Here is a 24,406-nt window from a genome sequence, read left to right as displayed (position 1 = left end):
TCGCTGGCAAGCCCCGGCCTAGGCGCCCCGTCGGCCAGCGAGTACGGCCTCGGCCAATGCGGGGAAGCCGCCGCGCAGATCGGCCGCCGCCATCCAGTAGCCGGACCGCCCGAAAGCCCCGTTCAGTCGGGCCTTGCGACGCGCACCCTTCGTCCAAGGCAGATCCGCCTCGGCCGCCGGGTCGATTTCCAGCACCAGCATGCGCTGCCGCTGGATTTGCATCGGCGTCACGCTGCGGATCGTCTCCCACGGGATCCAATCGGTCGATAGCCTGCGGTCATAGACCCCGCGCGGCCCGACGGACACAACCGGCTTCGACTGGTACAGCTTGGGGAGGATCAGCACCGTGCAGAGGCCGAAGAACGCGACGCCGACATAGGCCTCGAACTCACTGAAGCTCCCGGGCGTCACGGCCCTGTGGCCGATGTTCGGGTGCGCATAGATCAGCCACCCCGCGAATGCCGTGAAGCCCGCACAGGCTAGGAGGAGGCCGAGGGTCCGCCACGGCGAGCGATAGATCTCGACGACATCCACGTAGGCGAACTCCGCAATGCGACGGGCGGCCCAGCGCCCGGCGCCGCGCCTCGGGCCAGGAACTATCGCCCGCTCCGAAGCGATCGCAAAGCCGGTTTCGTCGCTGGAGGCGTGTCGCGGATCTCTGCGGATTGCGCGGAATTCTTCAGCGAGTCCTGACCCGCCGCGTCTCATGGTCCGGGGCCCCGCAACCGGCAAGGGCGATCTGGATTCAGACCGGAATCGCTGCGGCCGAGCGCCCGCTCACGGCCGTCGTTGTTGAGGCCGAGATCCCGGGCGATGATCCGCACCTCGGGAGAGTCCGCGGTCGCGTCCAGGGTGAGCAGGCCGGCGCCCGACATGGTGAGCCGCCCCAGCATCATGTGTCGGCCGGTGGCCTCGCCGTCGCGCGCCGAGTCCTGGCACGTCGGCGCGACGAGGATGCGGCTCTCGAGCGTGAGCGCGTCGAGCGTCAGCGGTTCGGGCAGGGGATTGGCCACGGCATACTCCTCGGCAGCCGTGTCGCCGCGGGGGCGGCCGAAGACGCCGCCCCCGCGGTGATCGACGTCAGCCCGTCCCGGTCAGAGGTTCGGGTGCAGGTCGCGGACAGAGCTCATGCCCTCCAGCAGGGAGGCGACGTGCAGGATCGTGGATTCCGCCTGCCAGCTCCCCACGATCTGCACGTTGATCGGCAGACCTTCGCGGCTCGTCCCGAACCGCATCGACAGGCCGGGCAGGCCGGTCACGTTGAGGGGCACCGTCGCGCCCTGAAGGTAGGTGAGATCGACGGTCTCTCCGTTGACGACGAGTTCCCGGATACCGTGCTTGTGCGCCGGGATTGGCAGCACGGGCGTGATCAGCGCGTCGTACTGCCGGAAGTAGGCGGCGTAGCCGTCCCGGAGCCGCTCCGCCGCCTGCTCGGCCGCGACGTAATCCTCGATCGACGTGTCCGGCAGCGACAGCATCGTCCTGGCCATCTTGTAGATCTCGGCGTCGGGACGGCCCGCGGTCGCCTCGCGGAACGCCGGCTTCATCTCCATGACGTGGAGCTTGTTGAACACGTCGAGGGCGAAGTCGCGCTCCAGAGCCGGGATGCGCACCTCCTCCACGCGATGCCCCGCGCCCTTGAGGGCCTCGGCTGCCGCCCGCACGGTCGCCGCGACTTCCGTGTCGATGGGCCCGAAGCCCGGCCCAACCATCCAGCCGACGCGGAGCTTGCGGTCAGGGGCGGCACCGATGCCGGCGTCGAACGGGACGGTGCTGGTCGCGAAGCTGTCCAGTCCGTCGGGTCCGGCCAGTTGCGAGAAGGCGAGCGCGAGGTCGCGGACGCTGCGCGCCATCGGGCCGACGTGCCAGAAGCGGCGCGGCGCCCGCGGCCAGATGCCGGTCATCGGCACGCGCCCGTGGGTCGCCTTCAGCGAGACGATGCCGGTCTGAGCGGCCGGTCCGCGCACGGAGATTGCGAGGTCGGTGCCGAGGCCGAGCGGCGACATGCCGGCCGCGATGGCCGCGGACTCGCCGCCGCTCGACCCGCCCGGTGTGCGCTCGAGGTCCCAGGGATTGTTCGAGCGGCCGGAGAGCAGGTTGTCGCTCTCGATCCAGTAGGAGAACTCGGGAAGGTTGGTCTTCGCGAGCAGGATGCCACCGGCCCTCTTCATCCGCGCGACGCTGGTCGCGTCGGCATCCGGAACCCGGCCCTTGAAGATGGGCGAGCCGCGTTGGGTCGGCACCTCGGCGGTGTCGATCGAGTCCTTCACGGTGAACGGCACGCCGTGCAGCGGCCCGAGCATCTCGCCCGCCATGATCGCGGCTTCGGCCCGCTTTGCGGCGTCGAGCGCGTTCTCCGCGACGGTGACGATGGCGTTGACCTCGGGATCGACCGCTTCGATGCGGTCGAGGTGAGCTCGGACGGCCTCGACGGGCGAGAGCTGTTTCGTTCGGATCAGCTCGGCCAGTCCGGTGGCATCCGAGAAGATGATGTCCTGCGTCATGTCATTAACCTATCTGTCGTTAGGTAGGCAAAGATAGGACTGGATTTCCGGGCGGTCAACCCCTAACTAACGATTGGTAGGTTCGAGAAGGTGCGGCGGTGGTGGCAGCTGTGAGTACAAACGCGAGGGAGGCGATCCTGGCCGCCGCGAGGAAGACGGCGCAGGCGCACGGCTATGGCGGCCTGAGCTACCGCGACCTCGCCGCCGACGTCGGCATCAAGGCGGCGAGCATCTACCACCACTTTGCCAGCAAAGCGGACCTCGGCGCCGCGGTGGCCAGACGCTACTGGGAGGACACGGCGGCCGAGCTCGACGCGATGCTGGAGGAGACCGGCGACCCGATCCGCTGCCTGCAACTCTACCCCAGCACCTTCCGTCGGTCGCTTGAGGACGGAAACAGGCTCTGCCTGTGCAGCTTCATGTCGGCGGAGTACGCCGACCTGCCGGAGATCGTGCAGCGGGAGGCCCGAGGCTTCGCCGAGGTCAACATCGCGTGGCTCGGCAAGGTGCTGGTCATGGCGGGGGTGGTGAAGCCCGAGGACAGCGAGGCGCGCGGCCGAGCCATCTTCGCCGCAGTGTCCGGCGCCCAGCTGTACGCCAGGAGCCGGTCGGACATCTCGCAGTTCGACGCCCTGATCGAGAGCTATCGCGCGTCGGGATTTCTGCCGGCGTGAGGCTCGAAGCGCCGGGCCAAGCCGCCTGTCAGACCGCCTTCCTGAGCTTCTCGCGTAGGTCGCTGGGCAAGGATGCGAGCCACTTCTCCTCCTCGCCCGGCTCAGGCAGCACGTTGCCGAACTCCAGAACGCCGTGCGCAGGGATATCGGAGATGTAGACCCAGACGTCCTGGTCCGTGACGGCGAGGATGTCGCTCGTCTCCTGCACGATGCGCCGGAGCATCCTGGCCTTCTGTTCCCGGGTTCGGCCCGCGCGGATGTCGGCACGCACCCAGACGTGGTCGGGTGAAGCGGCCCTGCCGCCGATGAAGATCGAGCCCGGTTCGACCTTGTTGAAGATGACCTGCACGAAGTAGCGCGGCGCGGTCGCCTCGACCGAGTGGATGACGGTGATGCTCTCGGCGATCCTCGCGCATTGTTCGGGCGTAATGTCCTTCGCGGTCGAGACGACGTAGGTCGGCATGCGCATTCCCCGTCATCGGTGGCGCTTGGCGGGCCCATCTGCCCGACTAGGAAACTAGGGCGGACGATTGGACTGCACGAGCTCCCCTGGCCGGCCGTACCGACGTCTCCCGCCGCAGTTGGCCCTCGGCCGGGCCCACGCTCCGATGATCTCGCATCGAACGCCGCAGCCAACCTGTCATGCGAAGCGCCCGCCGCGCGGCCTTCGGCCATGTCTGTCACGGCAAGGATGAGGAGCTGCCATCCATGGCGATCACGGTCAGCCTCCACGGGTCGTAGCGGACGGTGTTCGCCGCCATGAAGCCGTCCTGTTCGAGGGTGCTACTTCGGGCAGGCGGCCCCGGTATCGATCCACGCCTGCGTCAGCTCGCCGAAGATCGCCTGCGTCCCGGGTGCCGGCTCACGCCCCTTGCCGGGATGCCAGCCCCATCCGACCAAGCCGTCCGTCGCGTGGTGCTCGTGAATGTCCGCCAGCGAGCGGTTGCCGTTCCGGGCCGGGTCCTTGAGCTGCACGCAGATCTCGGGGACCGACAGACCGATCCAGGCCATGCTGGCGGGCGCGAGCAGCCAAGGTTCGTGTCCCGGTATGTCCCTGCCTTGACCGGGAACCGCCACGTTCTCGGATCCGTGGCACGCGTTGCAGTGCAAGCCGGCGGGGCCGAAACTGGCCTCGCCGCCCCGGACGATCAGGGGACGGTGGATCCGTCTCTCGTCGCCCTGTCTGGGGATGTTGTCGGCGGGGTGGCAGTTCATGCAGCGCGGGTGCGTGATCACCTTCGCCATCTCGTTGAACAGAGCGACGGACCGTTCGGTCCTGTCCTGGATCGTCTCGAAGGCTTCGGGGCTTCGCAACTCGGCGCCTGCGGCGAGCGCAGCGGTCGCGGTGATCGCCGCAGCCGCCGACACGAACAGAACGCGCATGCTCAGGCTCCCATCGCGGCACGAACCGCCTCTGGCCGGATTGGAAGATCGCGGACGCGCGCGCCCACGGCCGCGAAGATCGCGTTCCCGATGGCGGGCGCGACGGAGATCACGCCGGGCTCGCCCAGGCCGACCGGCATGTGGTCGTTGCGCAGGAACTCGATGTCGAGCTCCGGCACGTCGGTCATGCGCACCGGCGTGTAGCTGTCGAGGTTGAGATCCCGAGGCAGGCCCTTCTGGTATTCCGTGCCCTCGAACATGGCCAGCGACAGCCCCCAGAGGACGCTGCCCTCCGCCTGCGCCATCGCGCCGTCGGGATGCGCCAGCGTGCCGGCATCGAACACGGAGGTCAGCTTCTCGACCTTGACCGTTCCGCTGGCACCGTCGACCGCGACCTGCGCGACGGTGGCGATCCAGGTCGGCATCTCGCGCTCCTGCCCGGTGCCGAGAGCGAGGCCCATTCCCTTGCCGGAGGGCAGCGCGTGGCGGTTGGACCAGCCGGACCTCTCCAGCACCCACTCCAGGACGGCACGCAGCCGGTTCGCCCCGCCGACTGCGTGCGGCGCGGCTCCGCCGTTGCGGCCCTTGGCGCTGAGGAGCGCGAGGCGGTACTCGGCCGGATCCCGGCCGAGCGCGTGCGCGAGCTCGTCGATGTGCGTCTCGACCGCCCAGGTGGTGTAGCCGGGCGCCACGGAGCGCAGATAGCCGGGCAGCAGCGTCGTGTGGACGAGGTCGTTGCGGATCGCGCAGATCCGCTGGCTTTCCGAGTCGTACCAATGGTCGGCGCCGCTGATCGCGAATGGATCGACCGTCCCGTTGCCGTCCTTGCTGGGCTCCAGAGCCGCCGGGGAGATCGAGTCGGTCGGCCAGCCCGCCGCGCACCTGTGGTCGTAGGCGAGAAGCGCACCCTTGCCATCGGTCACCGAGCGGATTCTCTGCACGGTGGGGGATCGCGGCTGATCGAACTTGGTGTCGTCGGATCGCGCGAAGATCAGCTTGACCGGCCGACCCATCGCCTTCGCGGCGAGCGCCGCCGGGACGATGAACTCGCAGTACAGCCGCCGGCCGAAGCCGCCGCCGAGATAGGAGGTCTCGAAGACGAGGTCGGCCTGGCTGATCCCGAGCGCCTTGGCCACGAGCGGCAGCGTGATCGACTGCCACTGATTGCCGGCATGCACGCGCCACGTCTTCCCGTCCTGCCAAGCCAGGGCGTTCAGCGGTTCGAGGTGCATGTGCAGGGCGGTATGCGTGCGATAGAGGCCCTCGTGCACCTCACGGGCTTCGGCAATCCGGGTCAGGGGATCGCCGTCCTGATGGAAGACGCCGCCCGTGTTCGGATTCTCAATGAGGCGCGCGCCCTCCGCGAGCATCTGTTCGTCGCTCGCCGCGCCGCCTTGGGACTTGTACCGGACCTCGACGAGATCGGCCGCCTGGGCCGCGATGGGCCAGCTCTCCGCCACGGCGACGAGCCAGCCTTGGCACGTCCGCGTCGGATCGTCGATGACCACGGTGCGAAGGTATCCGGGGAGCTTGCGCGCGGCCGTGTCGTCCCAGCTGAGGATGCTGTTGCCATACCGCGTCGGCGGCAGGACGGGCCTGGCCAACACCATGCCGTCGACCTTCCGGTCGATGCCGTAGACGGCGGTGCCGTTGACCTTCGACGGCACGTCGCGCGCCGCGGTGTCGTGGTTGAGAAGACGCCGCTCCGAGGCCGGCTTGAGGGTGATCAAGGCGAGATCCGCCTCCGTGAACTGGCGCGTGACCTCGCCTGAGGCGACGATGTCCGCGTAGCCGATCGAGCGCGAAATGTGTCGGATCTCGCTGTCGCGGGCGTCGCACTCCTTCGCGGGCACCCCGAGCATCCTCGCACCGGCCTCCAGCAGCGCGATGCGGCCGGCCGCACCCGCGCGGCTCAGCTGGTCGAAGCTCTTGTGCACGGACCAGGAGCCGCCCGTGATCATCACGCCCCAGCGCGGGTCCGTGTCGACGTGGACGATCTCGACGTGGTCCCACCTCGCTTCAAGCTCCTCGGCGACGACCCGCGCGAGCGCCGTTCCGATGTGTTGGCCCATCTCCGCTCTGGTGACGTGGATGAGGATGCGGCCGTCGCCGCGGACCTCGTACCAGAGCGTCGGGTTGTAGCCGCCGGACGAGGCGCCGCCGAACAGCGGGTCCGCCTTGGCGGCGGCCGGCAGGAAGCCCGTGGCGACGGCCGCGCTGCCGATGGAGGCGACGAACCAGCGCCGCGTGATGTCGCGCCCGCTCATCCGCGGCCTCCGTTCTGCGCCCTGGCCGCGAGCTTGATCGCCCTGCGGATGCGGAGGTAGGCCATGCAACGGCAGAGGTTCGCGGCCATGCCCTGGCTGATGTCGTCGTCGGAGGGGTCGGGGTTCTCGCTCAGGAGGGCCGCGGCCTGCATGATCTGCCCGGACTGGCAGTAGCCGCATTGCGGAGCCTGGGCCGCGATCCAGGCCTTTTGGAGCGGGTGGAGCTCTCCGCCGGCACCCGCTGTCGCGGCCAGCCCCTCGATCGTCGTGACGGCGCTGCCGCCGACGCTCGCCACCGGGGTGACGCAGGATCGCCGGGCCTGACCATCGACGTGGACGGTGCAGGCCCCGCACTGCGCGATCCCGCACCCGAACTTGGTGCCTGTCAGCCCCAGCCGACCCCGCAGAATCCAGAGTAGCGGCGTGTCGCCGGGCGCGTCGACATGGACATCGACTTTGTTGACCGAGAACGAGATCAAACCGCGCCTCCAGCTATAGGCTTGTGGTCTTGCCGGTACGTGCGATCAAGAAGACCGATTCTGTCATTATCGATATAATTTCCGCTAGAGTTTGGCTCACCCGATCCTGCCAATCGTTCGCCTGATCGTGCCAAAGTGCGCCGCCCCTGCCGACATGCTCGCGCCTGCTGCGCCGTCGGCAGCTCAGGAACCCCGTCCCTCGCGGACATCGCCCGGCAACATCGAGAAGTGCCGCTTGAACTCCCGGCTGAACTGCGAGCTGCTCTCGTAGCCGACCACTCGCGCCACCTTGCCCACGTCGCGGGTGCCGCCTCGGAGGAGGTTCATCGCCAGGTTCAGGCGGACGACCTTGACGTATTGCAGCGGCGGCAGAGCCGTGACCGCCACGAAGGCGCGATGGAAGCTCCTGACGCTCATGCCGGCCTCGAGCGCGAGGTCGTCCACGGTGTGCGGCGCCGCGACGTTCCGGCGTATCCGCGAGATCGCGCGTGCGATGCGTGCGTGCTGGCTCGACTGGTTGGTCAGGGCCAGCAGCGTGGGGCCCTGTCTGCCCTTCAGCGCCCGGTACACGACCTCGTCGGCGAGGGAGGTGCCGAGCGCCTGCGTGTCGCTCGGCGAGAACAGCGTTTGAACAAGGCGCCGACTGACGTCCGACAGCCCGGCATCGACGGGGGTCGGCCGGAGACCCAGGGGCAGGATCGTCGGCTCCTCCGCAGCATCCGCGGCATCGAGCGGGACTGCGCCGGATATGCTTGCGAAGCGGTTGAGGGTCGGAAGATCGATGTCGACGGATATCCCCAGCAGGGGTTCGCGCTCGGTCGCGTTGCTCGCGCACTCGAACGGGACGGGAGCGCTGACGACGAGGTAGTTGTCCTCGTCGTAGTCGACCTGCCTGTCGTCCAGGTACGCGGTCTTCCGCCCGCTGAGCATGATGACGATGCCCAGATCGGGCAGCAGCGGCGTCCTGTCGATCTTCTCGGTGGACCAGAAGAGCTTGATGCGAGGCGTGGCCGTGTCGACGAAGCCGGACGGCGACGGGAACTTGTAGGTGTCCCGCAGCTGGCGGAACGTCTCCAATGGCGTAGCCATGGAATGATCCTCTGTCCTCTGAGGTGGACGTGCCGGTGGTCGCGCGACCACCGCCACTCGATGAAGGTTCCGGCGTCATCCGCGCGCTGGCGGGACCTCGCCGGAAGCGCGTCACCCGTTTGCCAGCTGATCGAGGAGCCGCTGGGCTGCGGGCCCGGACGAGGCCGGGTTCTGACCAGTGATCAGCAGGCCGTCGGCGACCACGTAGGCCTGCCAGTCGCCGAGCTTGGAGAACCGACCGCCGTTCCGCTTGAGCTCATCCTCGACTAGGAAGGGCACCACCTGGCTGAGGCCGACCGCCTCCTCCTCGGTGTTGGTGAAGCCGGTGACGTCCTTGCCCTCGACCAGCGATCGACCGTCGGGCGCCTTCGCGTGGCGCAGCACGCCCGGAGCATGGCAGACGAGGGTGACGGGCTTGCCAGCCTCGAGCGTCGTCTCGATCAGCCGGACGGAGGCGGGGTCTTCCGCCAAGTCCCAGAGAGGCCCGTGCCCGCCGGGGTAGAACACGGCGTCGAAGCCGTCGTGGCCGACGGCGTCGAGTCTGACCGTGGCCGACAAGGCCGCGTTGGCTTCGGCATCAGCCTCGAAGCGGCGGGTCTGGTCGGTCTGGAAGCCCGGCTCGTTGCTCTTCGGGTCGAGCGGTGGACGGCCGCCCTTGGGTGAGGCGAGGACCACCTCGGCGCCCGCGTCCTTGAACACGTAGTAGGGCGCGGCGAGCTCCTCCAACCAGAAGCCGGTCTTCCGGCCGGTGTCGCCGAGTCGGTCGTGCGAGGTCAGCACCATCAGGATCTTCATCATTGCTCTCCGTGGTCAGTGGGGGTGAAAGGTTGTCGGAAGCCGGTTCGATCAGACCGGCTTCCGTTCTTGGTCGGTTCAGTCGCGGTGCGAAGACATCCCGACGTCGACGCGCTCGGCAGCCGCTCCACGAGCCTGCACGGCCTCGGCTGGACGGGGCGCCGCGCCGACGCGCCGGATCTCCTCGGCACCTGCCATGCGGACGGCGCCGATGGCTTCCAGGGTGATGCGCTCCTCGGCCGAGGCGGCGGAGCCACCGAACAGCGCGCCTCCCAACTCGGCGAGCAGAAGGTAGGGGCCAATCGTGTGTGCGGGTCGGAAGGTCACGGTCACTCTCCTCGTCGGCAACGCTTGAGTAGACTGGTCGTCTAGTAAATCGGCGTGTGGCATAAGCTTCCTCGCCGCTGGGCCTTCAGGTTTGTTGTGGGTCGAGGATGCGACGCGTCGTTGCCATCGCGGCCTCGAACGGCGCCTCGGTGCGCTCGATCTTCGCCATGAGGCTCGCACCGAGCCACAGGTGGTAGAGCGTCTCGGCCGTCGCACGCGGCTCGCCATTGACCTGCAGCGACCCCTCGGCCAAGCCCCCCTCGATAGCGCCGGTCACACGATCGATGATCCCGGCCGTGCCACTCTTGAGCGCGAGCCGCATGGGCTCGGACAAGTCCGAGACCTCCGCCGCGAGCTTCACGGCGAGGCACTTGCGCTGGTAGTCAATGCTGCCCTGCGTCGCCTGCCACTTACGCCAGTAGTTCATCAGGCGCTCGGCATGGTTGAGACCAGGCTCCGCGAGCGTGGCGTCGATGTCCGCGAGGTAATCCTCGAAGTAGTCCTCCAGCAACGCCTCGCCGAACGCCTCTTTCGAGCCAAAATAGTGGTAGAACGAGCCCTTTGGGACCCCAGCCGCGGCCAGGATCTCGTTGAGACCGACACCCGAGAACCCCTTCGCGCCTACGATGCGATGGGCGGTGTCGAGGATGCCTTGCCGGACATCGATGTTCCCGTTCACGTGTGCCATGACGCTAACGTAGTCTCAATTAGACCGGTCGTCTAGAGGCCGTCGGTAAAAAATCCGAACCGTTAAGGTGCAGGCGGCCGATCGTTCTGGCTGCGGTCGGCCAGTCGATGACAGCGGGATCGGACTTCGCCCCTCTGCGATGATGAGGCCGGAGCAGGCATCAGGCGCGTTCACTGCCACACCTACGGCAATAGGCGCATGTCTGTTCACGGGGAGGCCAGCTTTGAGATCAGCCATCGCCCCGCCGGGCCCGGTGGGCGCTCGATGGGGTAGACGGCCCACATCGGCAGGAACAGGCCGTCCTTGGGCAGGGCGGCGATGTCCAGCCGAACGAGTTGGCCGCTGGTCAGGTCATCCTTGACGACGTCGAGGGGCATCCCACCCCAGCCAAGCCCCGAGCGCAGGAAGGCGTGCTTGGCCCCGAGATCCGCCAACCGCCAGGTCCTCGGCGAGAACACGCCGAACTCGCGCCCCTTGGTCAGCTCGCTCCGGTCGGTCAGGACCAGCTGGACATGCTCGGCCAGGTCGGGCGTCAGGATCGTCCCGGTCCGGCGGGCGAGCGGATGCGTGGGCGAGGCGACCATCACCAACTCGATCTGGCACAACGCCTCGCGCGCGAGTTCGGGGGGCAGCAGGGGCGTGGCGCCGGCGACCGCGAAGGCGCAGCGCCCGTCGAGAACCGGCGCGATCACAGCGCCGAGGGTCTCGACCTGGATGCGCAACGGGGTCGTGGGGAATGCCGGCTGGAACGCGACCACGGCGGCCGTCAGCACCTGGATCGGGAACAGGACGTCGAGCACGACGCTGACCTCCGGCTCCAGGCCGCCGGCGAGGTCCCTGGCGTGCGACTTGAAGGTCTCGGCGGCCGCCACGGTCGCACGGGCATGGGCCAGCAACACGTTTCCGGCCTCGGTCAGGACCGGATAGCGGCTGGACCGGTCGAACAGCTTGATGCCGGACTGAGCCTCCAGGTTGGCCATCGATTGGCTGACGAGGGATTGCGCGCGCCCGAGCTTGCGGCCGGCCGCGGAGAAGCTGCCGGTGTCGACGGCGGCGACGAAAGTCCGCAACTGGTCGAGGGTGAGCTGATCGAGCATCCATCTGCCCGGGTGATGGGACGCATCGAAAGATAGAGGCTTCGATGGGGGATGGAAGGAGCTTAGCTCTGTGTTCACAGCCAAGCCGCATTCGCGGTCGGCCGCCTAAAGCCGGATGCCCATCATGTCCCAGACCCTCACAGCCTCACCCGCCCCGTCGCGCAAGCTCAACATCGTCGCCTGGACGCTCCAAGTGCTGCTGGCCCTGGTGTTCCTCGCCGCCGGTGGCGCCAAGCTCGCCGGGGTGCCCATGATGGTGCAGGTCTACGACCTCATCGGTGTCGGCCAGTGGTTCCGCGTCGTCACGGGCCTCGTGGAAGTCGCCGGGGCCGTCGCCCTGCTGATCCCCGGATACGCCGCCTTCGCCGCCCTCTGGCTTGCCTGCACCATGGCAGGCGCCATCCTGGCCCATCTCACCGTCCTGCCCACGCCCGCCGCCCCGGCCGCCGTGCTGCTCGCCCTGACGGCGACCTTGGCCTGGCTGCGCCGGGATCAGATCTCCGCGGTCCTCGGTCGCCGCTGAGCCCTTGCCGACCGGGAGGCCGAGCCCGCCTGCCTCGGCCTCCCTCGTCCTCAGGCGTCCTCAGGCGTCCCGTTGGTCCCGCGTTACGCAGCACAGGTCATCCGCCATGGAAATCGGCATCGACAGCTTCGCCGTCACGCTGCCCGACCTGAAGACGGGTCGCGCCGTCACGGCGACGGAACGGATGGAGCGGCTGCTGGACGAGGTCGAGGTCGCCGACCGCGCCGGGCTCGACGTCTTCGGCATCGGCGAGCACCATAGGGCGGAATTCCTCGACTCCGCGCCCGCCATCATCCTCGCGGCCGCGGCGGCGCGCACCAGCCGCATCCGCCTGACGAGCGCCGTCACGGTGCTCAGCGCCGCCGACCCGGTCCGCGTCTTCCAGGAGTTCGCCACCCTCGACCTGATCGCCAAGGGGCGGGCCGAGATCGTGGTCGGACGCGGCTCCTTCGGCGAGGCCTACCCGCTCTTCGGTTTCGCCGCCGAGGATTACGACGCGCTCTTCGTCGAGAAGTTCGACCTGCTCCTGGCTCTGCGCGACCGGACCCACGTCACCTGGCGCGGCCGTTTCCGTCCGCCGCTGACCGGCCAGGGGGTCTACCCGCGCCCGCACCAGGACCGTCTCCCGATCTGGGTCGGCGTCGGCGGGACCCCGGCCTCCTTCGCCCGCGCGGGCACCCTCGGCTTGCCCCTCATGGTCGCCATCATCGGCGGCAGCTTCCAGCGCTTCCGGCCCCTGGTCGATCTCTACCGCGAGGCCGGACGTCAGGCCGGGCATGACCCGGAGACCTTGACGGTGGGGCTGCACGCCGTCGGTTTCGTCGCCGATACGGACCGGGATGCACAGGAGGCGTTCTATCCGGGGTGGGCGCAGATGTTCGGGAAGATCGGGGCGGAACGGGGCTGGCCGAGCACGGGCCTCCACGAGCAGTTCGAGGCGATGTGCGGGCCCTACGGCGCCTACCTCATCGGTTCGCCGGAATCGGTCGCGGCGAAGGCGCTCGCGGCCAGCGAAGCGTTGGGCGGCATCTCCCGCCTGACCTTCCAGATGAGTTCGGCGATGCAGGAGCCCGACGCCATGCGGCGGTCGATCACGCTGCTGGGTACCGAGGTGATCCCGCGGGTCAGGGCGCAACTCGCGCGGACGGCGTGATCCGAGAGCGGTACGGCCTCTCGGAACGCCAGGCCTGGCCGATGAAGATGCGCTGACCCAGGCCATCATCGCCCCTGCACGGCATCCCGGAGCTCATCCGCTGCGACGATGGCCCTGAGATGATCTCGAAAGCACTGCGCAAATGGGTCGCCAAAACTGGCTCGCAGATCCAGTACATCGCGCCGGGATCTCCGTGGAACGGGTACTGTGAGAGCTTCGACGGCAGGCTGCGCGACGAGTGCCTGCACCAGGAGATCTTCTACTCGCTGAAGGAGGCACAGATGGTGATCGGTCTATGGCAGAACACCTACAACCGCATCCGACCACATTCGTCGCTTGGCGATCGCCCGCCCGCGCCCGTCAGCTACCCGGATCCGGCCTTCGAGCTACCCATGGCAGCGGCCGTGCAGTAGCCTCTCAGTCGGCTCGGTCCAAAATACCGGTCAGGTCACTGCTCGGCCATACGAAGATTGAGAGCACGGTCCGGTATCTCGGGGTCGATGTGGAGGATGCTCTCACGCTGGCCGAAGGGACGGACATTTGAGCGGTCGGCCCCTCGGCTTCGGCGTCGAGGGGCGCCAAACCAGCCGGGCGGTGATGTGCCCATCTCGGTCGCTCGGCCGATGCGGGCCGCGTCTCCGAAGCAGACGTCGCGGCAGGGCGGCTTGTCTCGATAAGTGCCCGAACGCCGCTTCGGTCGGCGACGCGCCCGGCAGACTGGCGCTGCACTCAGGTCCGGAACATAATCGCGCGCTGATCGACGAGACAGGGCAATTCCCGGTACGTCGCGGCGGCAGTTCTGTGGGCGATCCGGGGGTTCCCGAAGCGGATCGATGCGCCTTGGAATGGATCCGGCGATGGCTCGCGTCCTGATTCCACCGCGGGGCTCGTTGTTCCGGCAATACTTCTTTGCCTTGTTCGCGGCCGTGGTCGTTCCGTTGCTGGCCGCCGGCGGCAGTCAGGCATGGTTCGGGTATAAGGACCAGCGGGCACACCTGAACGACCTGCTCGGTGCCGAGGCCCGGACTGCGGCGGCGCGTATCGCAATATTCATTGAAGGCATCGGAAACCAGCTCGCCTGGATGGTCCACTTGCCCTGGACGGACGGAGCCGACGAGCGGCGGCGCATCGATGCCCTGCGCCTCCTGCGCCACGCCCCCGCCGTAACCACCCTCAGGCTGATCGACGGCGCCTCGAAGGAGCGGCTCTCTGTGTCGCGCATCGGCCTCAACCGCGTCGAGAGCGGAGACGACGCATCGGCGGATCCGGCGGTCTTGGGAGCTCGGACCGGGCAAGCTTGGTTCGGCCCCGTCACCTACCACCGCAACTCCGAACCGTACATGACCGTGGCCGTGGCAGGGAACCGAGCCGCGGCGGGCATCGCGATCGCCGAGATCAATCTCAAGCTGATCCTAGACGTCATCGTGGGGATCCGGATCGGCGAGACCGGACAGGCCTTCGTGCTCGACCGGCCGGGTCGCCTCATCGCGCATCCCGACATCAGCCTCGTCCTACGCGGTGCCGCGGACCGGACGGCCGAGAACCTCCAAGCTCTGCGGGCTGCAATCCTCGCGCAAAATGGGCGCGCGGTCGCCGGCTCGGACTCGGCGGGGCGCGCGGTGGTCGCCGCCTCGGCGCCCGTCCAGGGTCCGGACTGGAGCGTGATCGTTTACCAGCCGGCCGCCGAGGCGTTCGGGCCGATCCGCGCCGCCTTCTGGCGCCTGCTCGGCCTGCTGCTCGCCGGCGCAGGCTTCGCCGCCGCGCTGGCCTACTGGCTCGCCGGCCGAATGACCGGGCCGATCCGCTTGCTCGAGGACGGCGCGGCCCGTATCGGCGCCGGCCAGTTCGATCACCGCATCGACATCGCGCGGGTCGACGAGCTCGGGCGACTTGCGACCCGCTTCAATCAGATGGCGCGCGAGGTCGCGATCTCGCGGGAGCGCTCGGAGCGCATCGACCGGCTCAAACGCTTCCTCGCGCCGCAGGTCGCCGAGCTCGTGGACCGGGCCGGCGATGACAGCGTCCTCGATGGACAGCGCGTCGAGGTCGTCGTCGTCTTCGGCGACCTGCGCGGCTTCACCCCGTTCTCCGCCCGATCTCAGCCGACCGTGATCATGGACGTGCTGGGCGAATACCATGCGGCGGTCGGTGCGACCGTGAACCGGCACGGGGCGACGCTCGTGAGCCTCGCCGGCGACGGCGTCATGATCCTGGTGAACGCGCCCGTGGCCTGCCCCGAGCCGGCGTTGCGGGCCGCCCGCATGGTCGTCGAGATGCAGACGACGGTGCAGGCTCTGGCCACGACTTGGCGGGCGCGCGGCCATGCGCTCGGCTTCGGGGTCGGCCTGGCGATGGGACCCGCCACGGTCGGGCGCATCGGCTCCGACAGCCGGATGGACTACACGGCCATCGGCACGGTGACGAACCTCGCATCGCGCCTGTGCGCCTCGGCTCAGGACGGCCAGATCCTCGTCGACCGCACGGCGGCCGAGGCGATCGGGGGCGGTATCCCCCTCGTGTCGCTCGGGACGCGGCGCCTGAAGGGCTTCGACGAACCGGTTGCCGTCTTCGCCGTGGCCGCTGGTCAGGGAACCGCCGCTCGGCCAACGCCGGGCGCGGCGGCGTGATGCTGTGCGCTTGGCGAGGAGCGAGGGGATGAGGCGACGCGCCATTCTCATCGGGCCGGCCACCGCCCTGATCGGCGGCGTCATGCCCCGTGCGGTGCGGGCGCGAGCGCCGACGCTTCCGGTGATCGGGTATCTCGGCTCCGAGACGCCCGAGCGCGTTGCCAGCCGGCTTGAGGCCTTTCGCGGAGGGCTCGCCGATGCTGGGTTCGTCGAGGGGCGCGACGTCGCGATCGCCTATCGCTGGGCAGACGGGCGCTACGAGCGGCTGCCCGCGCTGGCGAAGGAGCTGGCCGGTAGCGGGATCACGGTCTTGGTTGCCCCCGGCGGGGCGCCCGTGGTGCTTGCCGCGCGGGCGGCGACCGAGACCATTCCGATCGTCTTCGAGATGGGCGGCGATCCCGTCGTCCTCGGCGTGGTGGACGATCTCGCTCGGCCGCGCGGCAATCTCACGGGTGTGTCGAGCCTGAGCGTCGAGGTCTCGAACAAGCGGCTCGAGTTCATGCGGGAGCTGTTTCCGACGACCGCCGCCCTCGCCGTCGCGGTCAATCCGACCAGTCCGACGGCCAGCTCGCAGGTGGCCGGACTCCAGGCGTCGGCGGGCAGCCTTGGCCTCCAGCTCCATGTGCTCGAGGCCAGCCGCGAGGATGAGTTCGAGACGCTCTCCACGACGCCGCGCCGGCTCGGGGTGCCCGGCCTCGTCTTCACCTCCGACCCCTTCTTCGCCTATCGCAGCGCGCATCTTGCGACCCTCGCAAACCGCCATCGCCTTCCGGCGATCACCCAATCCCGCGACTTTCCCAATGCCGGCGGGCTGCTGAGCTACGGAGGCGACTTCACGCAGACGCATCGCCAGGCTGGCATCTATGCCGGCCGTCTGCTCCGGGGCGAGAAGCCCCGCGACCTGCCGGTGCAGCTCGTCACGAAGGTTGAACTGTTCGCCAACGTCGGGGCGGCCACACGCCTCGGCGTGACTTTGCCGCCCTCGATCTTGAGCAGCGCGGACGCGGTGATCGAGTAGCGATCCGACACCCACGGCCCGTCGGCGACCCTCGCGATCAGCGCGCACCGCGAAAGCGCGGCAAGAGCATGCCCGCCTCGCGCCGATAGCGTCGATAGCGATCACCGAAGAAGGCGACGAGGTCGCGCTCCTCCAATTGGATACCGACGAGGATGTAGGCGGTCGCGACGGCGGCGAACAGCAGATGGCCGGCCGTCATCGTCGGCGTTGCCCAGAAGGCGATGACGAAGCCGAGGTAGATCGGGTGCCGGACGTGCCTGTAGAGGAGGGGTGTCTTGAACACGGCCTCGCCCGGCGCGGTCGAGCGCCAGCCCTGGACGGCCTGCTTGAGCCCGAAGAGGTCGAGATGGCTGATCATGAAGGTGCTGGCGAGGACCACGAGCCAGCCGATCCAAAAGAGTCCCGTAAGGAGTCCCGCCGCCACCGGCTCAGAGATCGCCCAAACGACAGCCGGGAGCGGACGCCATTGCCAGAACAGCAGCAGCAGCGCGAGGCTCGCTAGGAGGACGTAGGTGCTGCGCTCGATGGGCTTCGGGACGACGCGTGTCCACCAGACTTTGAAGCCCGGGCGTGCCATCACGCTGTGCTGGAGCGCGAAGAGGGCGAGCAGGGAGACGTCAACGAGGACGGCGAGTCCCGGATCGACGGGCGGCCCGTCGTCCACAGTCTTCGGAACGACGGCGCGTCCCAGAAAGCCGACGGCGTAGAGGAACGCCAGCAGGAAGATCGCGTAGCAGGTCAAGGCGTAGGTCAGGCGGGCGGCGCGCGACATGGAGCATCTCCGGCGACGGAAGCGTGATCGGCCGTGCCCCGAGGCCCGGTCACGACCCGGCGCCTCGCGGCCCGAACCTTCATCCGGCCGACCACCCACCCGCGTCCGTGATCGCCGTCACGGACGCGGAGCGCCGCCCGGGGCATGTCGGCCTCCTCAGCCGAGGAGGATCAGGTGGCCGCTGCGTTCTCTCTCTTCAAACTGTGGCTCGACTGCCGCCGTACACAGCGCGAACTCGCCTTGTTCAGCGAGCGCGACCTCGCGGATCTCGACCTCGTCAGATCCGATATGACGCGTGCCGCCGCCGTCAGGGCGACACGATAGCCACCGCGGCCGCCCGCGGTGCATCCAGCACTTCTCCGGCACTGCGCCGCCCTTCCGGGCGGATGGCGAGTTCGCGGTCACTCTGGTATGAAAGGACCGCCGTCCGACCTCACGGTCCGTTCGGGTCCGCAGCTCCAACTGGAGCCAGTTCTGTGGGCGATCCGGCGCAGTTCGAGCGTTTGCTCTCCGCCAGCCCCTTCTTCGGCCGCCTCGAACCCGACACGCGGCGGGCCGTCGCCGGCCTTTGCGTCACCCACAGTCTTGCCCGCGGCGAGACCCTGTTCCTCAAGGACGACCCGGCGGACGCGTTCTACGCGATCCGCCGCGGCGAGATCCGCATCACGGCCGGCACTGGCGCGGGCCGGCGCATGACGCTCAACGTGCTCGGTCCGGGCGACATCTTCGGCGAGATCGCGCTATTCGACGGTCGGCCGCGGAGCGCGGACGCCGTTGCAGCCGAGCCGGCGGAGCTGTTCGCGGTCCGCCGCCGCGACATGCTGGACCTCGTCGGTCGGCACGCCGACTTGTCGATGCGGGTCATCGAGCTCCTGTGCGAGCGCCTGCGCTTCACCAGTGCGCGACTCGAAGAGACGGTGCTGATGCCGTTGCCTGCGCGGATCGCGCGACGCCTGTTAGGCTTGGCGGAGGATTTCGGCAGCGAGATCCATATCTCGCAGGACGACATCGCTGACCTCGCGGGTACGACCCGCGAAACGGTCAACAGGCAACTCCAGTCTTGGCGTCGCCAGGGCATGCTCGACCTCCACCGCAACCGCGTCGTCGTCCGCGATCCTGCTGCCCTTGCTTTGGCCGCCCTGTCATCTTGAGTCCCTCGGCTGAGGCGCGGCGAACGTCCGCTTGTCCGCTCCCCGAGCTTCGAAGCAGACGCGCTGCGCTCGGCCAGATCCCGTCCCGTGGGCAGGAATCCCCGAATGACTGCTCGGGGTGGATTCCCGCCAGTCGGCTTTCGAGCGTCGAACTCAGATAGCGGACGTTGGACGTTCGGCGTGATCTGGCCGTAAGCGGAACGGCCGCTCCGGAGACAACCGGCTGGAAAAGCGGACGGCCACCTAACGACCCGTGCCGGTCGCTCAGACCGCCCTCAGCGTTTTACCGAAGCGGCTGTTCGTCAGACGTTCGGCAACTTCGGCTTAGAACAGCATTGCGCCTCGGTGTCCCGGCAGTACGCCCGTCAGGCGGCGAGTTGTTGGATGGCGTCGCGGGCGGAAGCGAGTGCCTGGGTCTTGTTGTGGTCACCGGTCGAGAGCCCCTCGGCCACGACGAACTCCGGCTGGGTGATGCCCAGGAAGCCGAAGACCGCCTTCAGGTAGCTCTCGGCGTGCTCAGCCGAGACGGCTGCGCTCTCGGCGCGGTAGAAGCCGCCGCGAGCCAAGGCCACGATGACACGCTTGTCCCCGGCCAAGCCCTCAGGCCCGTGCTCCGTGTAGCGGAAGGTCTTGCCGGGCACGCCAAGCCGGTCGATCCATGCCTTAAGCTGGCTCGGGATCGTGAAGTTGTACATCGGGGCGCCGATCACGACGACATCGGAGGCCAGGAACTCCTCAAGGATGCGGTCGCTGTCATCGCGGGCGGCCTGCGCGGTGGCGTCGAGCGGGCCTGCCATGGCGGATGCTGGATGGGCGGCCGGCAGGGTCGCCGGCGTCAGGTGCGGCAGGTTCTCGGCCACGAGGTCGCGGTAGGTGACCTCTGCGTACACCCCCTGCGTGAGCCGCTGCACGATCAGTGCAGATAGCTCGCGGGACACCGAGCCGCCCCCCAGGATGCTGCTATCAATGTGCAGGAGTTTCATACCAGAACTCGGTTCCCTTTTGTGACCGAGTTATGATATGAGTTTGCCCAAGAGCCGCAAGACGGCACATACATGATACCTTGGTCACATGGAAGTAACCACCGCTATACCGCACTCTACAAACGAGTGCATGAAGGCTTCCCAGGTACTCTCGCGGATCGGCGACAAGTGGAGCGTGCTCGTGATCATGCTTCTACGGGATCGATCACGCCGCTTCAGTGAGTTGAAGCGAGGCATCGACGGCATATCGCAGCGGATGCTAACGCTGACCCTGCGCAACCTTGAGCGCGATGGGCTCGTAATCCGCACGGTCACGCCATCGATCCCGCCCCGCGTCGATTACGAACTCACGGAGATGGGTCACTCGCTTGCTGAGCCAGTCCAGGCTCTCGGCGCCTGGGCCTTCAGGCACTTGGCGCAGATTGATGCCGCACAGGCTCGCTATGATGCCCAGTTGGGTGTGTCCTGAACCCTGCGGCCGCTGACTGGGAGACGAAAAGACAAGCTGAGAAGCTCGCTTGCCGACAAGGGTTTGAGTCACGCCGCAGGTGGGCCTCAAGGCGATGTCCGCTTCCAGGCATTGCTGCTCGAAAGGAGACCGGCGAGGAACCATCCGACCCGGTCATTCACAGACCCTACTGACGGGGCCGGAACTGATCGCAAGCGGAATGACCGCTTCGGAGTCGTCCCAGATAGCTGCCGAGCGCTAACTGACAATCTCACCGTACGAAGTCGGATGCCTGTCTCAGAGTCCGTCCGAGAAGTCAGGCTGAGCGGGCCAGTCGCCTGACGAGGATCATGACGGCTGCCGCGTAGAGGAATGCTCTGGCCGAGGCGATAGTCGCCTCTGGGTCCTTCCAGAGGCGGCGATTGCGGCTGATCCAGGCGAAGAAGCGTTCGACCACCCAGCGGCGTGGATGCACGGCAAAGCCGACTTGATGGGGCGGCTTGCGCACGATCTCGACCGTGATGATCGTGGCGGTCGCCGGTCTGTTGCCGGCATAGCCTGCATCGGCGAAGGCTTTGGCGATGAACGGGAAGGTCCGACGCGACAGGCGCAGCACCGGCACGGCTCCGTCGCGGTCCTGTACGTCGGCAGGCTGAGGATCGAGGACGAGCGCGCGCCCGTCCATGTCGACCAGCGCTTGGCGCTTGCGCCCCTTGACCCTCTTGCCGGCATCGTAGCCGCGCGGGCCGCCGCTCTCCGTCGTCTTGATGCTTTGGCTGTCGAGGACCGCGGCAGACGGTGAGGCTTCCCGTCCGACTCGCTCGCGATCGGCCATGACCAGGTGGTGGTTGATCCGGCCAAACAGCCCTGTGTCGCGCCAGCGGCTGAAGTAGCCGAACGTGGTCGAGCGCGGCGGTAGATCCTTGGGTATCAACCGCCAGGAGATCCCACCCCTCAGAACGTAGAAGATGGCGTTCAGGACCTCCCGTGTCGTCCAGAGCGGAGGCCGGCCACAGGGCGCTGGCCTCGGCATCAGTGGCTCGATCACCGCCCACTCGGCGTCGGTAAGGTCGGTTTCATAGCGAAGGCCCACGCGGCTATGCTGCCGCCGGGTGGTCGGGGTCCACATGGCGCTTCCAGGTCAGGCTTCAGCACCCTCCTGGAATCATCGCCATCCCGGCCACTCAACCCCGCCTCAGACCCTTACCGGACGGGCTCTCAGGCCGGCGACGCGTCTCATGCGTTCGCACCACCGTCGACCGTGATCGTCGTGCCAGTGATCTGACGCGCGGCAGGGCTCGCCAGGAACGCCACCGAGGCCGCGATATCTTCAGGCTTTCCGTAATGCCCGAGAGCGGTCATCGACCGTTGCAAGTCCGATTGAGCACCGTCCGCTGGGTTCATGTCTGTGTCGGTCGATCCTGGCTGCACAAGGTTCACGGTAATGCCGCGTGGACCGAGTTCACGTGCCAGCCCGCGCGTGAACGAGAGCAACGCCGACTTCGACATCGAGTAGACCGTCACGCCAGGGAATGGGACCCGCTCCCCGAGGCATGAGCCGATGGAGATGATCCGGCCGCCTTCCGTGAGGTGGGCGATGGCCGCCTGTGACGCCAGCACGACTGAGCGGACGTTGACGTCGAGGATGGCATCGATGTCGGCGAGGCTCATCTCCGCAACCGGGCCGCCACGGGCGATGCCGGCGTTATTGATGAGGATGTCGAGTCCTCCGAGACCCTCGGCCGCTTCATCGACAGAGCGCTTCACCGCTGATGCGTCGGCACTGTCGGCCTGAATGGCAACGGCGCGGCGGCCCTTTGCCTCGATGGCGCGGACGACCTCGGCCGCCCGTTCGGCGGACCGCTCGTATGTGATGGCAACATCCGCACCGCGGTCGGCGAGCGCCAGAGCGATGGCGGCGCCGATGCCGCGCGATGCGCCCGTCACCAAGGCACGCTTGCCAGCCAGTTCGCTCATGGTCTGATCTTTCTGTAGTGAACAACACAGAATGAGCTAGATGCGTTGCGAGCTCGGGTCAAGCAAATTATATATCGATCGATGCAGAAATCAGGTTCGACATCAGCCGAAGCCGAGGTAGCACCGCTCCGCGGGCGCGGTCGGCCCCGCGCCTTCGACCGGCAGGCGGCTCTAGGGAAAGCGATGCGGCTGTTCTGGTGCCGGGGCTATGCTGCCACATCCATCTCCGACCTCACTGCGGCTATGGGAATCGGCTCGCCGAGCCTCTACGCAGCGTTCGGCTCCAAAGAGGCCCTCTACGCCGAGGCGCTGCGCCACTACGGTGAGCAATACGAGGCCATGGTCTGGGCCAACTTCGCCGCGGCCAGGACCGCGCGCGAGGCCATCGAGGCGCTCCTGATGGATTCGGCCGCCGCCCTCACGGGCTCGTGCGGTCGCGAGGAACCGCTTGGTTGCATGGTGACGCTGTCGATGGCCGGCAGCGAAGGACACGCTGAACTTGGCGAATTGGTGCGGGCGGCCCGGTTCCAAGGTCTCAGGAGGGTTGAGGAGCGGCTTCATCGCGCGGTCGCGACGGCCGAACTCAGCACCTCCGTGGACGTCCCTACGCTCGCGCGCTTCGTGCTCACGGTACAGAACGGCATGTCGCTCCAGGCTCGCGACGGCGCTAGCCGAGAGGAGCTCGAGGCCGTCGCCGGTCTCACGATGTCGGGGTGGGACTCTCAGGTCGGCCGCTCTGGAAAGACGGCGAAAGCCACGCTCATTCAGACTGGGGACCAGTAGGCGGGTAGATTGGGCTGTAACTGGTCTGTCCGCTTCGGAGCAGGGCCGCTGTAAAGGCGGACAGCCTCCGACCGACCCAAGCCGGTCGTAGGGACCTTCGCTGTCGCATCCCAAAAGCAGCCATCGTCGAACGGCACTCTAAGTAGCTCAAAGCAGCATTGCGGTCGGGCGGTTGCCAGCCCGACCGCCGAACGCTCATGTGCGATTGTCGATCTCCGGCACACCGCTGCTACGGTCAGCATATGCGGCGATGAAGGTCGGTCGAGCCTGCCAGCGCCGCCAGAAGGCATCGAGATGCTCGAACCGCTCATCGAGCGGGGTGGCGTTGACGGGGAACTTGGAGAACGCAATCGCCGTCGCCAACGTGATGTCGGAGAACGTCGGCTGATCACCACCCAGCAGCCAAGCGCGGCCATCCGCGAGATGTCGGTCTACGAGACCGGCATGCGCCAGTGCCACCTTACGAGAATGCTCGCCCCAAGCCGGGTTGCTGGTCAGTTCGAGCTTCGGGCCCAATCCCTGGTGCAGGACGTGGAAGGCGGTGACGATAGGGTAGAGGATGTGCACCCACACCCGGTTGTCCCACATCTGATCGAGACCGCGCTCATGCGCCGTCGCCCCCATGATCTTGCGGCCCTCGAACGTGTCGTCGAGATAGCGGGCGATGGCGGAGGTCTCGCTGAGGTACGAACCATCGGCGAGCGCGAGGGTCGGCGTCTCGCCCCAGGCGTTCATCTTCAGGTGCCTCCAACCCCGCTGCTCGCCCACCGGCGACATGTCGTAGATCGTCTCGTCGAAGCGATCGGCGATGCCCTTCTCGTGCATGAAGATCCGCAGTCGCTGCGGGTTCGGGAAGGCCGAGGGAGAGGTGAAGAGCTTAAGCTTGTCGGACATCGTCGTCTCGCTTTTCTGAGGATCGTGCCTGTCTGTCAGATGACAGATAAGGAGCTAGGGCCTCTATCTTGCGCTGTCAACCCCTGTCTGCCATATGACAGATGGAGGTTGGAAAATGGCAGCGACGTTGAAGAGGGATGTGCGCGAGGCGATCCTCGTGGCCGCAAGGGAAGCGGCGATGGCCTATGGCTATGGCGGCATCAACTTCCGCGATCTGGCGGAAGCGGTCGGCATCAAGGCCGCAAGCATCAACTACTACTTCGCCAACAAGGCGATCCTCGGTGAGGCGGTCGCGCGCCGCTATTGGGAGGACATCGCCCGCGATCTTGAAGCTATCTCGACGAATGCGCAGAGCCCGATGGAAGCGTTGCGGCAATACCCTCGCATTTTCCGCCTATCTCTAGAGCGCAACAATCGCATGTGCCTCAGCAGCTTCATGGCGACGGAATATGATGTGTTGCCTGAGCAGGTCTTGAAGGAGGTACAGGCTTTCGCCGACGTGAACACCGCTTGGCTACGCGAGCAGCTAGTTGCTGCAAAGCTCGCGAAGCCGAAGGATAGCGAGACGAGAGCCCGTGCGATCTATGCTGCTATAGCCGGAGCTCAGATCATTGCTCGAAGCCGTTCAGATATAAACCTGTTCGACTCTTTGGTCCGGAGCTATCAGGACGCAGGCCTCCTGCCGAACTGATCAAGAGCGCGCATGTCGACGAGGTCCGCTTCCATGCTTTGCCGACCGTAAGCAGACGGGCAGGAAACCGCCCAACCCAGCCA

Annotated in this window: 27 protein-coding genes and 1 pseudogene; 11 read left to right on the top strand and 17 right to left on the bottom strand. The window is 67.5% G+C overall.

The genetic code is table 11. From position 1 onward, the window contains the following. Window positions 1-18: 18 nt before the first annotated feature. The 3 genes from LOK46_RS32330 to LOK46_RS32320 form a co-directional block, all read right to left on the bottom strand. Window positions 19-534, bottom strand: a complete 516-nt coding sequence (locus LOK46_RS32330) for an STM3941 family protein (protein ID WP_273564960.1) — start codon at window positions 532-534, stop codon at window positions 19-21. Window positions 535-704: 170 nt separating this feature from the next. Beyond that, complete coding sequence (locus LOK46_RS32325; protein WP_443192921.1) at window positions 705-1,013, bottom strand: hypothetical protein; 309 nt, start codon at window positions 1,011-1,013, stop codon at window positions 705-707. A gap of 81 nt (window positions 1,014-1,094) precedes the next feature. Beyond that, on the bottom strand, window positions 1,095-2,504 hold the full coding sequence (locus LOK46_RS32320) for an amidase (RefSeq protein ID WP_273564959.1): 1,410 nt from the start codon (window positions 2,502-2,504) through the stop codon (window positions 1,095-1,097). A 110-nt stretch (window positions 2,505-2,614) separates the two neighbouring features. Between LOK46_RS32320 and LOK46_RS32315 the strand changes: the two genes are divergently transcribed. Next, window positions 2,615-3,178, top strand: coding sequence for a TetR/AcrR family transcriptional regulator (locus tag LOK46_RS32315; protein WP_273564958.1), 564 nt, complete (start codon window positions 2,615-2,617; stop codon window positions 3,176-3,178). A 28-nt stretch (window positions 3,179-3,206) separates the two neighbouring features. On the opposite strand, the gene LOK46_RS32310 is transcribed toward LOK46_RS32315, so the two are convergent. From LOK46_RS32310 to LOK46_RS32270, 9 genes are all read right to left on the bottom strand, one after another. Continuing rightward, entirely contained in the window at window positions 3,207-3,641 is a 435-nt protein-coding gene (locus LOK46_RS32310) for a tautomerase family protein (protein WP_273564957.1), read from the bottom strand. Window positions 3,642-3,961: 320 nt separating this feature from the next. Beyond that, window positions 3,962-4,561, bottom strand: coding sequence for an Isoquinoline 1-oxidoreductase subunit (locus LOK46_RS32305; RefSeq protein ID WP_273564956.1), 600 nt, complete (start codon window positions 4,559-4,561; stop codon window positions 3,962-3,964). Window positions 4,562-4,563: 2 nt separating this feature from the next. Beyond that, entirely contained in the window at window positions 4,564-6,828 is a 2,265-nt protein-coding gene (locus LOK46_RS32300; protein ID WP_273564955.1) for a xanthine dehydrogenase family protein molybdopterin-binding subunit, read from the bottom strand. After that, a complete protein-coding gene (locus LOK46_RS32295; protein WP_273564954.1) occupies window positions 6,825-7,307 on the bottom strand; it encodes a (2Fe-2S)-binding protein in 483 nt (160 codons plus the stop codon). The genes LOK46_RS32300 and LOK46_RS32295 overlap by 4 nt, the downstream gene beginning before the upstream one ends. 183 nt (window positions 7,308-7,490) lie before the next feature. Further along, complete coding sequence (locus tag LOK46_RS32290; protein WP_273564953.1) at window positions 7,491-8,384, bottom strand: AraC family transcriptional regulator; 894 nt, start codon at window positions 8,382-8,384, stop codon at window positions 7,491-7,493. 123 nt (window positions 8,385-8,507) lie between these two features. Next, a complete protein-coding gene (locus LOK46_RS32285) occupies window positions 8,508-9,191 on the bottom strand; it encodes a type 1 glutamine amidotransferase domain-containing protein (protein WP_273565212.1) in 684 nt (227 codons plus the stop codon). A 78-nt stretch (window positions 9,192-9,269) separates the two neighbouring features. Then, window positions 9,270-9,518 (bottom strand): hypothetical protein, encoded by a 249-nt coding sequence (locus LOK46_RS32280; protein WP_273564952.1) that lies wholly within the window; start codon window positions 9,516-9,518, stop codon window positions 9,270-9,272. An 85-nt stretch (window positions 9,519-9,603) separates the two neighbouring features. Continuing rightward, window positions 9,604-10,206 carry a TetR/AcrR family transcriptional regulator gene (locus LOK46_RS32275; protein WP_273564951.1) on the bottom strand — a complete coding sequence of 201 codons (603 nt, stop codon included), beginning with the start codon at window positions 10,204-10,206 and terminating at the stop codon, window positions 9,604-9,606. 206 nt (window positions 10,207-10,412) lie between these two features. Then, window positions 10,413-11,303: a LysR family transcriptional regulator gene (locus tag LOK46_RS32270; RefSeq protein ID WP_273564950.1), complete on the bottom strand. Its 891-nt coding sequence runs from the start codon at window positions 11,301-11,303 to the stop codon at window positions 10,413-10,415. A gap of 124 nt (window positions 11,304-11,427) precedes the next feature. Between LOK46_RS32270 and LOK46_RS32265 the strand changes: the two genes are divergently transcribed. From LOK46_RS32265 to LOK46_RS32245, 5 genes and pseudogenes are all read left to right on the top strand, one after another. Then, window positions 11,428-11,826: a DoxX family protein gene (locus LOK46_RS32265; RefSeq protein ID WP_273564949.1), complete on the top strand. Its 399-nt coding sequence runs from the start codon at window positions 11,428-11,430 to the stop codon at window positions 11,824-11,826. A 106-nt stretch (window positions 11,827-11,932) separates the two neighbouring features. Continuing rightward, window positions 11,933-12,979 carry an LLM class flavin-dependent oxidoreductase gene (locus LOK46_RS32260; protein ID WP_273564948.1) on the top strand — a complete coding sequence of 349 codons (1,047 nt, stop codon included), beginning with the start codon at window positions 11,933-11,935 and terminating at the stop codon, window positions 12,977-12,979. Between the two features lie 74 nt (window positions 12,980-13,053). Further along, a pseudogene (locus LOK46_RS32255) lies at window positions 13,054-13,392 on the top strand (integrase core domain-containing protein); the annotation flags it as partial. 444 nt (window positions 13,393-13,836) lie between these two features. Continuing rightward, a complete protein-coding gene (locus LOK46_RS32250; RefSeq protein WP_273565211.1) occupies window positions 13,837-15,606 on the top strand; it encodes an adenylate/guanylate cyclase domain-containing protein in 1,770 nt (589 codons plus the stop codon). 28 nt (window positions 15,607-15,634) lie between these two features. Further along, on the top strand, window positions 15,635-16,624 hold the full coding sequence (locus tag LOK46_RS32245) for an ABC transporter substrate-binding protein (RefSeq protein ID WP_273564947.1): 990 nt from the start codon (window positions 15,635-15,637) through the stop codon (window positions 16,622-16,624). Window positions 16,625-16,661: 37 nt separating this feature from the next. Here the strand turns inward: LOK46_RS32245 and mddA are convergent, their stop codons facing one another. Further along, window positions 16,662-17,396, bottom strand: coding sequence for a methanethiol S-methyltransferase (mddA, locus tag LOK46_RS32240; RefSeq protein WP_273564946.1), 735 nt, complete (start codon window positions 17,394-17,396; stop codon window positions 16,662-16,664). Between the two features lie 144 nt (window positions 17,397-17,540). On the opposite strand from mddA, the gene LOK46_RS33005 reads away from it, so the two are divergent. Together LOK46_RS33005 and LOK46_RS32230 are read left to right on the top strand one after the other, a co-directional pair. After that, on the top strand, window positions 17,541-17,720 hold the full coding sequence (locus LOK46_RS33005) for a DUF1127 domain-containing protein (RefSeq protein ID WP_273564945.1): 180 nt from the start codon (window positions 17,541-17,543) through the stop codon (window positions 17,718-17,720). A 152-nt stretch (window positions 17,721-17,872) separates the two neighbouring features. Continuing rightward, window positions 17,873-18,547, top strand: coding sequence for a Crp/Fnr family transcriptional regulator (locus LOK46_RS32230; protein ID WP_273564944.1), 675 nt, complete (start codon window positions 17,873-17,875; stop codon window positions 18,545-18,547). Between the two features lie 365 nt (window positions 18,548-18,912). Here the strand turns inward: LOK46_RS32230 and LOK46_RS32225 are convergent, their stop codons facing one another. Continuing rightward, window positions 18,913-19,530 (bottom strand): FMN-dependent NADH-azoreductase, encoded by a 618-nt coding sequence (locus LOK46_RS32225; RefSeq protein WP_273564943.1) that lies wholly within the window; start codon window positions 19,528-19,530, stop codon window positions 18,913-18,915. A gap of 130 nt (window positions 19,531-19,660) precedes the next feature. On the opposite strand from LOK46_RS32225, the gene LOK46_RS32220 reads away from it, so the two are divergent. Then, window positions 19,661-19,999, top strand: a complete 339-nt coding sequence (locus LOK46_RS32220; protein ID WP_273564942.1) for a winged helix-turn-helix transcriptional regulator — start codon at window positions 19,661-19,663, stop codon at window positions 19,997-19,999. A gap of 295 nt (window positions 20,000-20,294) precedes the next feature. Here LOK46_RS32220 and LOK46_RS32215 read toward each other — a convergent pair whose 3' ends face one another. Continuing rightward, window positions 20,295-21,107: an IS5 family transposase gene (locus tag LOK46_RS32215; RefSeq protein WP_043075003.1), complete on the bottom strand. Its 813-nt coding sequence runs from the start codon at window positions 21,105-21,107 to the stop codon at window positions 20,295-20,297. 107 nt (window positions 21,108-21,214) lie between these two features. Beyond that, complete coding sequence (locus LOK46_RS32210) at window positions 21,215-21,955, bottom strand: 3-oxoacyl-ACP reductase family protein (protein ID WP_273564941.1); 741 nt, start codon at window positions 21,953-21,955, stop codon at window positions 21,215-21,217. Between the two features lie 81 nt (window positions 21,956-22,036). On the opposite strand from LOK46_RS32210, the gene LOK46_RS32205 reads away from it, so the two are divergent. Continuing rightward, a complete protein-coding gene (locus LOK46_RS32205; RefSeq protein ID WP_273564940.1) occupies window positions 22,037-22,738 on the top strand; it encodes a TetR/AcrR family transcriptional regulator in 702 nt (233 codons plus the stop codon). Between the two features lie 195 nt (window positions 22,739-22,933). Here the strand turns inward: LOK46_RS32205 and LOK46_RS32200 are convergent, their stop codons facing one another. Continuing rightward, on the bottom strand, window positions 22,934-23,632 hold the full coding sequence (locus tag LOK46_RS32200) for a glutathione S-transferase family protein (protein WP_273564939.1): 699 nt from the start codon (window positions 23,630-23,632) through the stop codon (window positions 22,934-22,936). 115 nt (window positions 23,633-23,747) lie between these two features. Here LOK46_RS32200 and LOK46_RS32195 point away from each other — a divergent pair, with 115 nt between their 5' ends. Further along, complete coding sequence (locus LOK46_RS32195; RefSeq protein ID WP_273564938.1) at window positions 23,748-24,323, top strand: TetR/AcrR family transcriptional regulator; 576 nt, start codon at window positions 23,748-23,750, stop codon at window positions 24,321-24,323. Window positions 24,324-24,406: the final 83 nt, after the last annotated feature.

Source organism: Methylobacterium sp. NMS14P (assembly GCF_028583545.1).
Lineage (GTDB): Bacteria > Pseudomonadota > Alphaproteobacteria > Rhizobiales > Beijerinckiaceae > Methylobacterium.
The sequence above is the reverse complement of the archived record's forward strand: the minus strand, read 5'-3'. Positions and strand labels throughout refer to the sequence as shown.